General features: G+C 46.3%; 14 protein-coding genes, 1 tRNA gene and 1 pseudogene. 12 read left to right on the top strand and 4 right to left on the bottom strand.

Translation table 11 applies throughout. The features are described from left to right. The first annotated feature begins 38 nt into the window (after positions 1-38). The 10 genes from O1V66_RS19965 (at position 39) to O1V66_RS19920 (ending at position 8,908) form a co-directional block, all read left to right on the top strand. On the top strand, positions 39-359 hold the full coding sequence (locus O1V66_RS19965; protein WP_330873428.1) for an OmpA family protein: 321 nt from the start codon (positions 39-41) through the stop codon (positions 357-359). Further along, positions 359-1,684, top strand: coding sequence for an EH signature domain-containing protein (locus O1V66_RS19960; protein ID WP_045049073.1), 1,326 nt, complete (start codon positions 359-361; stop codon positions 1,682-1,684). Before O1V66_RS19965 ends, O1V66_RS19960 begins: the two co-directional genes overlap by 1 nt. Further along, complete coding sequence (locus O1V66_RS19955) at positions 1,681-2,634, top strand: hypothetical protein (RefSeq protein ID WP_269127977.1); 954 nt, start codon at positions 1,681-1,683, stop codon at positions 2,632-2,634. The genes O1V66_RS19960 and O1V66_RS19955 overlap by 4 nt, the downstream gene beginning before the upstream one ends. Continuing rightward, positions 2,552-4,813: a DEAD/DEAH box helicase gene (locus O1V66_RS19950; protein WP_269127976.1), complete on the top strand. Its 2,262-nt coding sequence runs from the start codon at positions 2,552-2,554 to the stop codon at positions 4,811-4,813. Before O1V66_RS19955 ends, O1V66_RS19950 begins: the two co-directional genes overlap by 83 nt. A 41-nt stretch (positions 4,814-4,854) precedes the next feature. Next, positions 4,855-5,841 (top strand): hypothetical protein, encoded by a 987-nt coding sequence (locus O1V66_RS19945; protein ID WP_269127975.1) that lies wholly within the window; start codon positions 4,855-4,857, stop codon positions 5,839-5,841. A 25-nt stretch (positions 5,842-5,866) separates the two neighbouring features. Next, complete coding sequence (locus O1V66_RS19940; protein WP_269127974.1) at positions 5,867-6,124, top strand: hypothetical protein; 258 nt, start codon at positions 5,867-5,869, stop codon at positions 6,122-6,124. A gap of 13 nt (positions 6,125-6,137) precedes the next feature. Next, positions 6,138-7,028 carry an McrB family protein gene (locus tag O1V66_RS19935; protein WP_330873499.1) on the top strand — a complete coding sequence of 297 codons (891 nt, stop codon included), beginning with the start codon at positions 6,138-6,140 and terminating at the stop codon, positions 7,026-7,028. Positions 7,029-7,033: 5 nt separating this feature from the next. Beyond that, positions 7,034-7,300: a hypothetical protein gene (locus tag O1V66_RS19930; RefSeq protein WP_269127973.1), complete on the top strand. Its 267-nt coding sequence runs from the start codon at positions 7,034-7,036 to the stop codon at positions 7,298-7,300. Between the two features lie 5 nt (positions 7,301-7,305). After that, positions 7,306-8,274: an McrC family protein gene (locus O1V66_RS19925; protein ID WP_269127972.1), complete on the top strand. Its 969-nt coding sequence runs from the start codon at positions 7,306-7,308 to the stop codon at positions 8,272-8,274. Positions 8,275-8,749: 475 nt separating this feature from the next. After that, the gene (locus tag O1V66_RS19920) at positions 8,750-8,908 is read left to right on the top strand and encodes a hypothetical protein (protein WP_152623652.1); all 159 of its coding nucleotides are present in this window, start codon (positions 8,750-8,752) and stop codon (positions 8,906-8,908) included. Here O1V66_RS19920 and O1V66_RS19915 read toward each other — a convergent pair. Then, positions 8,905-9,519: a Fic/DOC family protein gene (locus O1V66_RS19915; protein ID WP_045049067.1), complete on the bottom strand. Its 615-nt coding sequence runs from the start codon at positions 9,517-9,519 to the stop codon at positions 8,905-8,907. The two genes, O1V66_RS19920 and O1V66_RS19915, sit on opposite strands and share 4 nt — an antisense overlap. A gap of 3 nt (positions 9,520-9,522) precedes the next feature. Next, positions 9,523-10,828 (bottom strand): annotated as a pseudogene (locus O1V66_RS19910) (tyrosine-type recombinase/integrase). A 139-nt stretch (positions 10,829-10,967) separates the two neighbouring features. On the opposite strand from O1V66_RS19910, the gene O1V66_RS19905 reads away from it, so the two are divergent. Beyond that, positions 10,968-11,051, top strand: a tRNA-Met gene (locus tag O1V66_RS19905). Positions 11,052-11,292: 241 nt separating this feature from the next. Here the strand turns inward: O1V66_RS19905 and O1V66_RS19900 are convergent. After that, the gene (locus tag O1V66_RS19900) at positions 11,293-11,451 is read right to left on the bottom strand and encodes a hypothetical protein (RefSeq protein ID WP_414058412.1); all 159 of its coding nucleotides are present in this window, start codon (positions 11,449-11,451) and stop codon (positions 11,293-11,295) included. 242 nt (positions 11,452-11,693) lie between these two features. Between O1V66_RS19900 and O1V66_RS19895 the strand changes: the two genes are divergently transcribed. Next, positions 11,694-12,266, top strand: a complete 573-nt coding sequence (locus tag O1V66_RS19895; protein ID WP_052673454.1) for a UPF0149 family protein — start codon at positions 11,694-11,696, stop codon at positions 12,264-12,266. Between the two features lie 87 nt (positions 12,267-12,353). Here the strand turns inward: O1V66_RS19895 and wcaJ are convergent, their stop codons facing one another. Next, positions 12,354-13,748, bottom strand: coding sequence for an undecaprenyl-phosphate glucose phosphotransferase (wcaJ, locus tag O1V66_RS19890; protein WP_045049066.1), 1,395 nt, complete (start codon positions 13,746-13,748; stop codon positions 12,354-12,356). Positions 13,749-14,168 lie beyond the last annotated feature (420 nt).

Here is a 14,168-nt window from a genome sequence, read left to right as displayed (position 1 = left end):
ACCAGAGCTGCAACCCCTCTTTCTCGATTATTGAGGCAGTGCAAATTGAAGGCCACACCGATGCGAAAGGTGATGACCTCTATAACCTGAATTTATCCACCAACCGCGCGATTACCACCTTTACCACGATGCTGACCGCCGCCCCCGATCTCGTTGCGCACTTTAATATGCGCCACCAGCCGGTACTGTCAGTAGCAGGCTATGGCAAGATGCGCCCGGTCAGGCCTAATGATACGCCGCAAAATATGGCGATGAATCGCCGTATCGACCTGCGCATTATTATGCATACTCCGGCTAATGCAGCTGAAATCGAAAATATTAGAAAACGTCTGATTGAGCCTCTGGGGAGCACGAACTAATGACCCTGAGCCAGTTATTGTTTAAATCCCACACACTCTTTCATCCGGCATTGCCGGTCTCTAAAGATTTTAATCATAAAATTCAGCAAATTCATGAGCGCTGGCCAGATGTCGTTGTTGAGGTGCCTGAGCGAGATCGTGAATTGGTGATGAAAAAGTTATTGGCATTAGTGCAGAGCTGGGAGTGGGATGAAGTAAAGATGTCGTTTATCTGCTCCGGAGCCCCTATCGTTTTTAACGAAGACTTTCGCGCTCGAGAAATTTTCTCTCCTCTACAACAGTTCTACCTACGCGAAACCGAGTTAACCGATTCCTCTTCGTTTTTATCCGCCATGATGGCGGCTTATATTCGCAGTTATCAACCGGGTGCTGAACACACGCGTAAACTCAGTCAGTCCCTTACTCTTGCTAAAGAGAATATGGGGGCAAAATGGAGAGATATACTGGCGGCCTTACCAGAGCTGCTTGACCCTCAACGTGCACATATTGCGCTGGCCACCAAAATGGTCACCATGGATTCACCTTGGCAGGAGTTACGCAACGTCGGTATTGTTCGCCCCCACGAGCCGGGTGTGATGTCCTTTGCTCATCAGGCCTACGTTGAGCTGCTCTCTCCTGATTTAGACCAAAAAGTGGTGATCGAGAAGCTTTTTGACTGGTTGAAACCTGAGGGCAGAGCAGCACTGATGTTCGGTGCCGCCGAAACGATTAATGCGTTACTTGCCCCCTGGATAAAGACTCAACCAGATGAGAGGCTTTCACGCTACCTCACCGATAAACTGGTCGAACTCTATGGCGATCCGCGTTTGGGGTTGGGTGGTATTTGGGGCGGTGTCGAGGAGGCCTGCCGTAACACGATTATCAATTGGCTGACCCGAGAGAATATTCTCTTCTTTCTTGATGTTGTATCAGATGTTGAAGATAGCCACATGTGGGAACCAAGGCGTAAGTTTTGGTTAGGACTCTATAACCAAGAGAAAATCACCTCGGCTTGGGTAGCATTTAGCGATCAGGCTGCTTTCCATGCACGCGCAATTAAACGGTCAATGAAAGATGCCTCTACCCTTAGTTTTGGCAGCCAGACGGCTCGAGGTTCAAGGACAAATACTTCATTATTAATTTTAAGAATCGGTGACTGCATTGTTGTTGAGGGTTCACACAATTATAAAGTTCACATATTCCGCATCAACAACGATAAAGCTCCCCAACTCTTTCAACTAGGCTATGACTGCGACACGATCAGGTGGATCCCAGACTCAATAAGTATTCCTCACTTAGGTCAATGGCAGTCGAAAGTCCTTGAGCAAATTGAGTATCTATCATGACTTTTAACTTTAGCCACAACGTGCATGAAGTGGTTCTGAGCATCGAGCCTGATAAACAAAGCTTTATTGGCCGTCTGCTAAAAAGAAAGGAAACCGAGAGTTTCGCTAAGCTCTCTAACAGCGATCGCGCACTGGCCTTTGCTATCTCCGATTTAAAAGCCCTGGCCGAAGAGCATAACGAGGATCTGATTATCACCGATGATCAAATCCACTTATCACATAAGCTGGCAGGTTTACTCGACTCCCATGCCGCACAAACGCTCAGCTTTCCACCGCTCATCGACTTAACCTTAAAAACCGATATTGAAGGCTCTCTGGGCAGCAGCTCATTCAGGTTGCAACATGAATGGTTGCGTAACGGCGTACGCCAATCACCACGCCGCATTGGTTCAATTTTATCTACTTCGCAGGGATTGCGCCGCCTGCCGCTGTGGATGATGGAAGCAGTTGAGGTCGCAGAGAATTTTACCCCCGGTGGGGGTGAGGCTTCAGATTGGGAAGCCATGGCCCGCTTCAGGCAATCCCTCGACCCCGGCGTAAAAATGGGTAGTGAGATTGATGCAGTTCGCGTCTCAATGACAGATTTCCTGCAGGGACTAGAGGTTCGCCTTGCCGATCGTTTCTCTATTTCTGCCACCCAAAATCAGGATGAAGCAGATTTCGAAATTGTCCCTTTTTCTGGGAAATCGATAGACGGTCTAGGGGAAGCAGGAGAAACCGTCAGTGAATCTGACGGCGAACTCACTGGTAATATGCTGCATCGTTTTCAACAGCGCGTTAGAACCCAGGGCGTTTCTACCTGCTTATCGTGTTGGCGAAGGCAGTTATTTAGTCGTCGACAGAAGCGCACGCCCAATTTTGGAAGTGATGGCAAACAAACAAAAAGCGCCAACAGAAGAGCGATTGTCATTTATTCAAAATCCAAGACCCGCGATTACCGAGGCCATTGAGTCTGCTTTGCGCAGCGCTGGAAAACTAGATGGCTTGGATGAGCAAGGTGAAGAAGAAGCGATAGAAGCGGCAGCGGGTCCTGCGTTTGTTGAGACTGCTGAGTACTCTGAACGTGTAACCGGGCTGCTGAATTATCGTAAATCACTTAAAAACGTTCAACTTGGTGACACCTCATGGCTACCTGAGGAAATTCCAGATGCGTTGCTAAAAACGCTCAATGACATGGACCAAGCCGCTCTGGAAAACGTTTGCAGTGGCTTGCGCAAAGCTATCGATCAGGGCGAAAAACAGATTAGTTTAGGCTCTCATACCATTGATGCATCTGCAGAGACTTTAGCTGCTCTCGAAAAGCGTCTGGATGAGCTAGCCGATATAGAAGACCCAAAGCTATCCAACCTGACTCAGGACGATGATGGAATAGACTTACCTCCGGCAACCATCATTCTAAACACCAAAGACAACTTTGATGATTTAGGATGGCGTCCTGACCTAATTGGGCGTAAAACGGTCATTGCCGAGCAACTGCCGCAAGGTATAAAAACACCGTTGCGCTCACATCAGACCGAAAGTTTTCAACTCCAGCTCTCGTCCTGGAAAACAGGTATGCCGGGTATTCTTAATGCCGATGAGCAAGGATTAGGTAAAACGCTACAGACCATTGCATTTTTACGTTGGTTAAAAGAGAACAATGCTGCCAGCACTGAACCCGGTAAAGCACGTGGTCCTATTCTTATCGTTGCGCCCACCTCTCTACTTGAGAACTGGAATGCCGAGGTTGAGCAGCATACTGATGCCGATCGTCTGGGACACTTAATGAGGCTGTATGGCTCAGCGCTGAGTCAGTATAAAATTCTCGGTGCCAAAGGAGTTGAGACAAAAGATGGCAACGCCTTGCTGAATTTTGACCAACTCCATGAGTCAATTAATGAAGGCAAGGGCCACCGCTTCTGGATACTTACCACCTACACTACGCTGACCAACTACCAGCATTCATTCGCCAAAATCCATTTTTCAGCGGTAGTGTTTGATGAGATTCAGGCGATTAAAAATCCTGTATCGCTTCGCGCCTATGCTGGCCGCGCAGTCAATGCTGATTACCGCATTGGGTTAACCGGTACCCCCATCGAAAATGCCACAACAGATTTGTGGGCCATAATGGATCAGCTGGCTCCGGGTTCTCTCGACACTTTGACCAATTTCAAAGAGCAATACGACGAACCCGAAGAAGATAATATGCAACGGCTTCATCAACGCGTCTTCTATTCTCAGAATGGTCTTCCTGCCTTAGCTTTTCGTCGTCTAAAAGAGGATGTCGCTAAAGAGCTGCCGCCAAAAAGCCGGTATCTATATCCACGCCTCATGCCTGAAGGACAGGCCATCGCCTATGAAAACGCACGCGTAAAATTGTCGCAAGGTGGTGCAGGCGCGGCATTAAAAATGTTGCAGCACATTCGCGGTGTTTCTGTGCACCCTACGATGGACATGTCCGGCGGTTATCAAAGCTTTATTGATGCATCGGCGCGTTTACAGGCCTGTTTTAAAATCTTGCATCGTATTAAAGAGAAAGGTGAGCGCGCTCTGGTATTTATTGAACACCGCAAAATGCAGTTCCGGTTTATGGAGCTAGCCAGGCAGGAATTTAGTCTCGAGCATATTGATCATATCAATGGCGATACCCCCATCAAAAAACGCCAACAGATCGTAAAAAAATTCCAACAACATCTGCTTCAAGATGGTGGCTTTGATTTGCTGGTGTTAGGTCCAAAAGCAGCGGGCACGGGTTTGACCCTGACAGCAGCGACGCATGTTATTCACCTCTCGCGTTGGTGGAACCCTGCCGTAGAGGAGCAGTGCAACGATCGCGTGCACCGTATTGGCCAGAAATATCCAGTGAATGTCCATATGCCAATGGCCATTCATGCGAGCTATCGAGAGCACTCTTTTGACTGTTTACTGCAAAGCCTTATGTCACGTAAGCGCCGCCTTGCACGATCGGCTTTATGGCCAATGGGCGACAGTACTGACGATACCCAACAGTTACAAAATGCGCTTAAGCAAGATAGAAGCGAATCTGAGTCCGTCAATGATGCCGTTAAAGTTAGCATGCAGGCCATGTTTGACAGAGATGGAGAAACTGATGGCATGCCATCTGACAATGGTTCGTATCGGATTAGTTAGCTCGGTTATCGATTCAGGTTGCTATTAAGGAGTTCTACTCAATGAGTCGTTTTGCAGGTGAACAACCGTCAGAAGAAATTTTATCCGCGGCAAGTCAATGGAAACAACACTGCCTCCTTGATCAAGGTTCACTGTTTAGCAATAGTTTACTGTGGAACAGTGAATACATTGCCGAAATCGAGCTGCGTTTTATTAATAGCGAGTTAGAGCTAACTGGAAAATTTCTTGAGCAGTTAGAACAGCAATTAAGGCCTTGTTCCGCCATGGCAAAGAAACTGGCCGCAGAATTATTTTGGCTGCTGCTACTGTGCCCGGATAATATTAATGCTGAAACTAAACGGGTTCAGGTTGCCGAAATCTGGTCATGGTCTGGTGAAACTTTAATTGTTAGCAACTCACTATTGAAAGACAACGTTTTAAACGGAGTTGGCAGTGGAGGGGTAGGATATAACTCCTTACGCTACAAAGAGTTTGTCTTTGAAATTTTAGTAATTAAGCACTTGCTGGCTCTTTCTCTTACCGAGCGCCAAAAACTATTAAACAATGGCTTCGAGTTCGCCGCCTGGCTGAAAACTATCCCTGAAAGTGAAACACGCCAGTTTCGCCATATGCTGCTCTTTTTACTGTTTCCAGACGATTTTGAACGCATTTTTGGCGGCAACGATCGTAGGTCGGTTATTAAAGCGTTTTCCGGTATCAATCCAAATAAGATGAGTGCGCTGGAGATTGATAAGCAGTTACTGGAGATCCGCCGAGAACAACAAGAAAAATATCCAGATATGCCGTTGGATTTTTACGTCTTACCTCTTTCAAAGGACTGGCAGAAAACAGATAAACCTATCCTGCCTCAGATCATTGCGGAATCTGTGCCTGTAAGCCCCATGCAGGATGCTTTACCTATCAACTTAATTCTGTTCGGACCTCCGGGAACAGGTAAAACCTTTGAGTTGAACCTACTAAAGGCAAAGTATGTAAGCACTGCCAGCACCATCACTCGAGAACCAGTGGCTAACCGAACAGCTGGCTGAGAAGTCGTGGTGCGATGTAGTATTTATGGCACTTTGGGATTTGGGAGGTAAAGCGAAAGTCAGTGAGATCAAAAATCATGAATTTATTGCGGTCAAAGCAGCAGCTCAGGGACGCACCCAAAATTTGCAACAAACAATGTGGTCAACGCTGCAGCAACATGCAGCTGAAAACTCGGATACAGTAAAATACGCAAGGCGTACCTCCCCTATTTATTTGATAAACGTGAAGACAGTAGTTGGTTCATATTACCAGAGAGTGATGATGAGTGTGTTGAGCTCGTGACATTGAGTAAGTCATTAAAATTACAACCCGATGCAAAAAAACCATCCAACGCTATGAATTCGTCACCTTTCACCAAGCCTACAGTTATGAAGACTTTGTCGAAGGTATTCGACCAGAATTAGATGAAGAGAGTGGGGAGCTAAGCTATAGCCCACAGGATGGGGTTTTCCGCAGGATCTGCCATCGTGCTGAGGCAGATCCTGAGAATCGCTATGCCATTTTCATTGACGAAATTAACCGCGGTAATGTCGCGAAAATCTTCGGTGAGCTAATTACTCTGATTGAGATCGATAAGCGCCTTTCAGCAACTGGCGGCATGCAAATTACTTTGCCCTATTCCCGTAAACCCTTTGGCGTACCGGATAATTTAGATATCTACGGCACAATGAACACGGCTGACCGCTCAATATCGCTTTTAGATACCGCACTACGTCGCCGCTTTCAGTTTAAGGAATTAATGCCGAATGCTGATTTTATTGCCGGAGCAACGGGTGATGGGCTGATTGATGATGGCGAAGGCAATCCTATCCATTTGCGCCAACTGTTGGAAGCCATGAACCAGAGGATCCGTTTTTTGATCAGCCGCGATCTGATGCTGGGACACGCTTACCTCTGCAAAGTGAAAACCTTTGAAGATCTAAAAGCCGTTTTTTTGAACCAGTTTATCCCTCTGTTACAAGAGTATTTTTACGATGACTGGAACAAAATCCAAAGAATTTTTAAAGATATCGACGCTAATGGGGCTCTCGTTGAAGCGCCGCTTATTGGGCACATTAGGCTTACCAGCAAAGATGTCTTTGGTTTTACTCAAGATGACTTCGAAGATGTTATGGAATACAAAGTAAGTCGGGCTGATGAAATCACTCCTGATTCGATCAGAAAAATCTACGCATCTCTGGATTAAACGAGATGCCAGAAATTCTAAGCTGTATTGAACATTCAACGCTTAAGTTGGTAACGGAAAGAGCGCCTTTTGAAAGAGCACTCAGCCTCCAGCATGCCGCATTACTGGAAAAACTTGCATTAACGCTTCCTGCTGGCGCAATAAGTTGGGGCAATCAATCGGTGCGTTTTTCACAATATTGTGGAGTGATTCAACTTGGGGAACTAACCATTGAGGTCTTGCCAAAAATCCATGGCAAAGAACCCAACCTGAGTCTTGCCGCGCGGCCCTGATCCATATGCTATACGCTGCTCGAGTGCTTAATAGCCATAAGAGCGGTAGTGCCGGGATTAATACACAGAATCACACCTTGCTAGATATTTTTGTTCAGCATTTTTGTCAGGATGTCCACGTTCTGCTGTTACAGGGAAAATTAAAGAGCTACGTTACTCAGGAAGATAACCTGCCGGTTTTGCGGGGGCGATTGGCTATCCCACAACATATCAAACACAATATGGTTCATCGAGAGCGTCTGTATTGTCGTTTTGATGAATTCAGTGATGATATTCTGGTAAACCAAATTATCCGTTTCACCTTAAAACTGTTAATCCCACAGGTAAGATCAAGGCAGACTAAAACAACGCTCCATGAACTGTTAATGCACTTCGACGGTATACACGAAACAGCCATTACAATACAAACTTTCAAAAAACTAAATAATGACAGATTCAGTCTTCGATATCAGCCTGTTATCGAGCAGTGTCGGCTGTTTGTGTCAGGTATGAAACCTGATATTTTGGCCGGTGGGATTGCGCTATTCTCATTATTGTTTGATATGAACCGTCTCTTTGAAGCTTGGGTCGCCGAGCTGCTGAAACCATGGGCCCATCAAAAAGGTTGGTATCTTCGGACCCAAGGCCCCAGAAGATATCTCGCACAGCGGCAAGACAACGGACACGATGTTTTCCAGATGCGGCCAGATATAGCTTTTGTCGACGAAAAAGATAATGTCGTAATGATAGCCGATACTAAATGGAAATTGCTCAATAGTGACGACCGCAAGTTTGGTATTAATCAAGCCGATGCTTATCAGCTTTATGCCTACGCTGGTCGCTATTCTATACCGCACGTACAGATGATTTATCCAGCACAGATAGGATTAGGTAAAAGTTTCAAATTCCAAATGGCAGGTGTGCATCAGTCCATGCTCACCGTTAAAACGGTGGCTATAGAGAAATTGAAAAGCCTAGAATGGTCGATAGAATAGGCCTTATCGAGGCTCACTAACCACAATTTATCAAGGAAAGTGAATGCGTAAAACCCTCCACTCCGAACAGCCGTTCCGGCGGTCACACGAAGGTGTGGCTGCCCCGACGGTTTATTCGGGGATTACCCATGCAAACAAGAGATCGAGCGCTTCGTCGTCATCATATGAAAAGACTCAAAGCTAAACGCGGTCGCTATAATAGTGCGGCTTACAGCTGGCCTGAAGGCGCGACTATTATCAATATCGGTAAGGCTTATCATACGCCCTGTAACTGTTCATGCTGGATGTGCGGACATCAGCGTCTTCATTGCGGAATGAACATGCAGGAAGTGAGAGCAAGAGCGAAATACCAAGATTGAGCACCTGGGTCCACCTTAAGGGTGGGCTCTTTTTCAGCAAACTCCATCTGATAAACCACCTTGTCAGCCCCTCGCCCACCCACTACAATCTCAAAAAACACAATGAGGACCACACAATGCAAAGTCGAGCCACCAGCGCCAAGATCACCAAACAACAAATCTACCGTTCCGTCGCTAGCTCAACGGCTATTGAAACTGGCGAAGCTGTGCAGAAAATTGAGCAAAATCTTAAGCAGTACCAAGCTCAGGCAAAAATCATTGGTTTAGCTCGCTAATCCGGCAAAATATCGTTAACCAGCTGCATCATTGGCTTATAGTTACCTGAGACACCGGCCTGAATTGCCTTGAAATAAAAAGCTTTATGCTCGTCCCAGAGGCTGTAATCCAGCAACCCAGTGCCAGCCTGAATCGACAGCGCATCAAAAAGCAGACGCGACAACCTGCCGTTTCCCTCTCTGAATGGGTGGATCAGGATAAACTCCACATGGCATTCAGCCAGATAATCGATTAGTTCCAATCGGCTCAGGGTGTTAAGTTCTTCAAAGCGATGCAGATAACGCTTTTCAAAGCCTGCAATGAGATGGGGGATTCGATCAGCAGCTGAAAATTTAAAACCATCTTTCACGAGATTAGCATTACGCAATCTACCTGCCCAATCGTAGACATTTCCCAGCCAATGCCGATGCCACTCCTGGATATGCCCAAAATCTAACGCTGTTAGGGGAGCTGATTCTATAAAAATCTGCTCATACAACATCAGCAGTAATCCCGATTCCAGCGCTTCCATTTCAGCTTCATCTACAATGCTCAGTTTATTTAACAATACGCTGTCCGATGAACCAGGCTGGTAAATCATCTCTGAAGAATTCAGACTATATTTAGCCAATTCTCATCCCCTCTGGAATAAATTCACCACATTGCTGGTGGCCTGCTCAACATTATTAACCCTTTTCTCCCACTGCTCTAACGCCCTCCTCTTCTCTACCAGATAGTCATAGCGGTCATAGTGTTTTGAACTGACATCCTGAAGGGCATGGTTTTGGATACGGTCACGTAGCTCTTTCGTAATGCCGATTTCCCCCATCAAGGTTTTGCAGGTTCGGCGCAAATCACGCGCAACAAAGCTTGGATTAGTGGGGAAAAACTCACGGTAATAGATGATTGCCTGAGCAAAACTATCAGTTCTCAAATGCTTATCGGCATTTTTACGCTGTGAAAAGATATAAGCAGAGTCACTGCCGCTTTCTTCTTTTACGCGCTGCAAGATTTCAATAGCGGATTCGGTTAACGGTACCAGGTGGTCACGTTTGTTTTTAGAAACATCAGCGACCACTAACAGCGTTTTCTCTTCCCAGTTAACGACATTCCAGCGACTCGCCGCCAGCTCATGCGGTCGTTGACCACCGGTATAAACACAGAGGTTAAGCAAATGGCTAACGATGCTACCCACCCCGGAAGCTTGAGGGAAAGCGCCCATCAGATCCTGTAGTTCATTGAGCGTAAGCCAGTTTTCACCGACCTTTTCTGCCGATGACTGTTTTGGGATAACGCTGACAGGATTCATCTCCAGCTCGAACATGACGTTTTGCTGGTGGTTTGCAGGATCGTTATCAGCCTTCAGGCCGTAGTTAAAAGCTGCGATAAGATAAGAACGAGCCGCGGTTTGCCTCAACGCTCGCTCCGCGTTGGATGATAGCTGCTAATATCTGTTTGATATGCAGCGGCGTTACTTGATTGGCTTTGGTATCCCGACTAATAAAGAAATAGGTCTCTTTTTCAAGTCTAGTGAGTACCTGTTACCAAGTCCGTTTACCCTCTTCACGCATTTTACTGGTGTAACCCTGTATCAGCTGTTCAATACTGCCTTTAAGCTGTTCTGCGCGCTTTTACTGTTCTTGGGCACCTTCTTGCTCCGCTTTCACCGTTTTAGGGTTTATATCCTCTTTAAGCGTCCCAGCATATCCTTTAGCCTGCTGTCTTGCCTGAGCCAGGGACATTTCTGGGTAGCGTCCCAAGAGGATGAACTGACGTTGAGCCTGCCAGTAATAGCGGTAGTAAAAAACTCGCTGCCCGGAAGGCTCAACTTTTACACCCAATCTGCCAGCACCGCGCTCACCGCTTTTGTCCCAAACATAGTGAGCAGCATCTAATGGTTTGAGGCCGCGTATCAATGAATCCGTTAAATTATCTGCCAAAAGATATTCTTCCTGGTGCTGTTTTCTGGGTGATGTAGCAGGTGATGTAAGGATGATACTGAAAGGAAGATCGTGGAACAACATGAAACGAAGAAAACAGTATAACTCCATGTTTTAATGCAATTAACTAAACATCTTGGGTTATAATGCAAAAGGATGAAACAAGCTATTCATATGACTCATAATCGCTTGGTCACTGGTTCAAGTCCAGTAGGGGCCACCAAATTTTCCCTGTTAAATCAGGACATTAAGCCACTCCTTAGCGAGTGGCTTTTTTGTTTTTAAGTAACAAGTGTCTCAAAAATGGCGCACGGCAATTCTCACTCCCAAGCCGGTCGGCTCAAAACATAACTATCCCCCCTCGTGCGCGGCTCCCAGCCTCGCCACCGAGGCTATTTGTTCCCGCTGCGCTTTCGACCCTCCCACAGTTATTGACAGGACTCCGAGGCGTGCCAGAAGCGCTTTTAAAGTAACTCTTCGTCATAGGCATTCAACTCTTCGGCTACATGCAAGGTCCGGCGAATGCGAGAGGTGTTAGCACTGCCTTGTGCCTTGATGTAAGAGGCAAAGTTATCTGCGTCAGCGGCGGCACAAACAGCACCAAAGACAATCTCATTAACCACTCATTACCTGCTTTTTCCCTTTCTCTCTCCTCATCCCCATCTACACTGAAAGGGTCTTAAACGTTCGGCGAAAGAGGAAAAGATATGCTTGGAAAATGGTTATTCATTATTGCAGCGGCAGCAGCCATTCTGATATTCATCAACTGGGACAAAATCCTTGTTTCTATTGAGCCAATGCTGCGTTAAATCCGCTATCATTCGCCCCATACCTTTTCGTATTTTATCCCGCTGGAGAGAACCTCATGAAAGACGGCCCCCTGAACGAAGAAGAGCTCGAATGGCTTGAAGATGTGCTGATCAAGTACGGCAATGACGAATCCGTTCTGGATGTTGCCGAACTGGACGGCATGTTGACGGCTATCCTCTCCGGTCCAAACATGATTGAGCCAAGCGTATGGCTGGTCGCCCTGTGGGGTGGAGAGGATTTTATCCCGGACTGGGAATCTCAGGAGGAAGTGACCCGCTTTATGGATCTGACTTTCCAGCACATGAATGATATTGCAGACCGGCTCAATGATTATCCGGAACAGTTCGAGCCGCTGTTTGGCGAGCAAACGGTAGAGGGAACGGACTATACGGTCGTCGACGAATGGTGTTATGGCTATATGCGCGGCATTGCGCTGGATGACTGGTCCTCGCTGCCTGCGGCATTTAAACCTTCTCTCGAGGCGATTGAGTTGCACGGTTTGGAGAAGAATATGACCACGCTCGAAGGGATGACGGACGATCAGATTGAAACCACGATCGAAGAGATAAAACCGGCTGCGTTGAACCTGCATGGTTACTGGTTAAGCCAGCGTCAGGAACGTCATTAATTCTTTGATTTTTATGCTTCAAAAAATGCATAAAAAAAGGCCGCACAGTATGCGGCCTTTTTTCTATAACAGAGTTTAAAGATTGTCTTAATACGCGGCTTTATGGATAAACCCTTTGAAAATCGTCAGGAAGATAATCTTGAGATCTAGCCCCAGACTCCAGTTATGGATGTAATCAAGGTCAAACTCGACGCGTTTTTCCATTTTGTCCAGCGTATCGGTTTCTCCGCGCCAGCCATTAATTTGCGCCCAGCCTGTAATGCCCGGTTTCATTTTATGGCGCAGCATATAACCACTAATCATGGTGCGATACAGCTCATTATGCGCCACGGCATGAGGTCTTGGGCCCACAATAGACATATCGCCTTTCAACACGTTGATAAACTGTGGCAGTTCATCCAGCGAGGTTTTACGCAGGAAACTTCCGAGCTTGGTAATACGAGCATCGCCCTTTGTTGCCTGAACAACACTGTCACCGTTTTCCATGACAACCATGCTTCTGAATTTCCAGACGGCAATACCTTTGCCATCAATACCATAACGCTGTTGCTTGAAAATCACCGGTCCCGGCGACGTTAATTTCACGGCAATCGCAATGAACAGCAGGATGGGTGAAATAAAGGTCAGAATGATAATGGAGACAATGATGTCTTCCAGTCGTTTAATAAGCCTGTTCACCCCAATCATGGGGGTATCGAACAGCGAAACCACCGGAACACCGTTTATTTCATCGGTGCGCGCATGCAGTAAATTAAAGGTAAAAACATCGGGGATAAGCACCACGGAACAGGTTGAATCGGAGAGTTCTTCAACGGCTTCCTTGATGATTTTTTCCTGAGTCATCGGCAAGGCGATATAGACCCGATCGATTTTACCGACGCGAGCATCATGAATTAGCTGTTTGAAATCGCCGATTTTCGGAATGTCGGTATCTTGTGGCACGTCGCCATCATCATAGATGCCAAGCACTCTAAAGCCCATCCAATGCGCATCGCGCAGGGATTCCGCCAGTTTGATACCCGGCGTGAAAGCGCCCATAATCGCGACATTACGGGTGTTATAACCTTTATTGCGTAGATGACCAATAACATAGCGAATAACGAGTCGCGAGATGATTAATCCTAAACAGACAATAAGGAACCAGGTAGCGCAAATAACAATATTTTCGTTGACGATCTGGACCAGAGATAAGGCACCAAAGGTCACCAATACACTTAACACCCAACTCTGAAGAACGACCCTGAGTTCAAAACCAATCCTGACACCGCGCCAGGAGCGGTAAAAATCGGTAAAACCACCAATCATCTGGAATACAATTATCGAAGCCAATACCATGATTATATCTTGGTACATGAATGCTTCATGAAAAAACAAACGCGTGAAATATAACCCAAATGATATAGTCAAGATATCGGAAAGTCTTTGAATGACTGAAGTGACAGAAGCACTATACTGTAATGTTTTTCTACCGAAACTCGTCATGTTGTTTGCCTGTCTGCGATCATGGATATCATATGCCCATAAGGAAATATGTCGGATACAAGTCTTGGCTATGCGCCCGGCAAGTTGGCCTTGCTCTTGAAAAACTCTTCGAAGTCTCAATGCTTCCAAGATAAAGGGTTCAAAAACGACGTTAAATGCCCTGAAAAAGTTCTGACTTGGCTTCCGAAATACTTCTCAAATTGGCTAAACAAGAGACAGATTGCCCCTGCAAGCCTTCAAAACACCGTAAAAAACCGGAGAGTAAATGACTTTCTGCGCCCCATTCCTTAGGGTTGCAAAAGCCGCAATGCATTCTATCTTACTGAAAAAACACAATTTCACAATTGCTGCTAGCTACTTGCTGCTTATGAACTTCATCAGCATAGCTATTTCATAAGAGTACGAACCGAGCGAGCCTCC

It is taken from the genome of Rouxiella chamberiensis (assembly GCF_026967475.1).
Lineage (GTDB): Bacteria > Pseudomonadota > Gammaproteobacteria > Enterobacterales > Enterobacteriaceae > Rouxiella > Rouxiella chamberiensis.
This window is presented reverse-complemented; position numbering and strand designations above follow the sequence as displayed.

Bases quoted from the DNA above. Each gene is read 5' to 3' on its own strand.
- O1V66_RS19960 (WP_045049073.1), top strand. From the start codon at position 359: ATGACCCTGAGCCAGTTATTGTTTAAATCCCACACACTCTTTCATCCG.
- O1V66_RS19955 (WP_269127977.1), top strand. From the start codon at position 1,681: ATGACTTTTAACTTTAGCCACAACGTGCATGAAGTGGTTCTGAGCATC.
- O1V66_RS19950 (WP_269127976.1), top strand. From the start codon at position 2,552: ATGGCAAACAAACAAAAAGCGCCAACAGAAGAGCGATTGTCATTTATT.
- O1V66_RS19945 (WP_269127975.1), top strand. From the start codon at position 4,855: ATGAGTCGTTTTGCAGGTGAACAACCGTCAGAAGAAATTTTATCCGCG.
- O1V66_RS19940 (WP_269127974.1), top strand. From the start codon at position 5,867: ATGGCACTTTGGGATTTGGGAGGTAAAGCGAAAGTCAGTGAGATCAAA.
- O1V66_RS19930 (WP_269127973.1), top strand. From the start codon at position 7,034: ATGCCAGAAATTCTAAGCTGTATTGAACATTCAACGCTTAAGTTGGTA.
- O1V66_RS19925 (WP_269127972.1), top strand. From the start codon at position 7,306: ATGCTATACGCTGCTCGAGTGCTTAATAGCCATAAGAGCGGTAGTGCC.
- O1V66_RS19920 (WP_152623652.1), top strand. From the start codon at position 8,750: ATGCAAAGTCGAGCCACCAGCGCCAAGATCACCAAACAACAAATCTAC.
- O1V66_RS19895 (WP_052673454.1), top strand. From the start codon at position 11,694: ATGAAAGACGGCCCCCTGAACGAAGAAGAGCTCGAATGGCTTGAAGAT.
- wcaJ (WP_045049066.1), bottom strand. From the start codon at position 13,748: ATGACGAGTTTCGGTAGAAAAACATTACAGTATAGTGCTTCTGTCACT.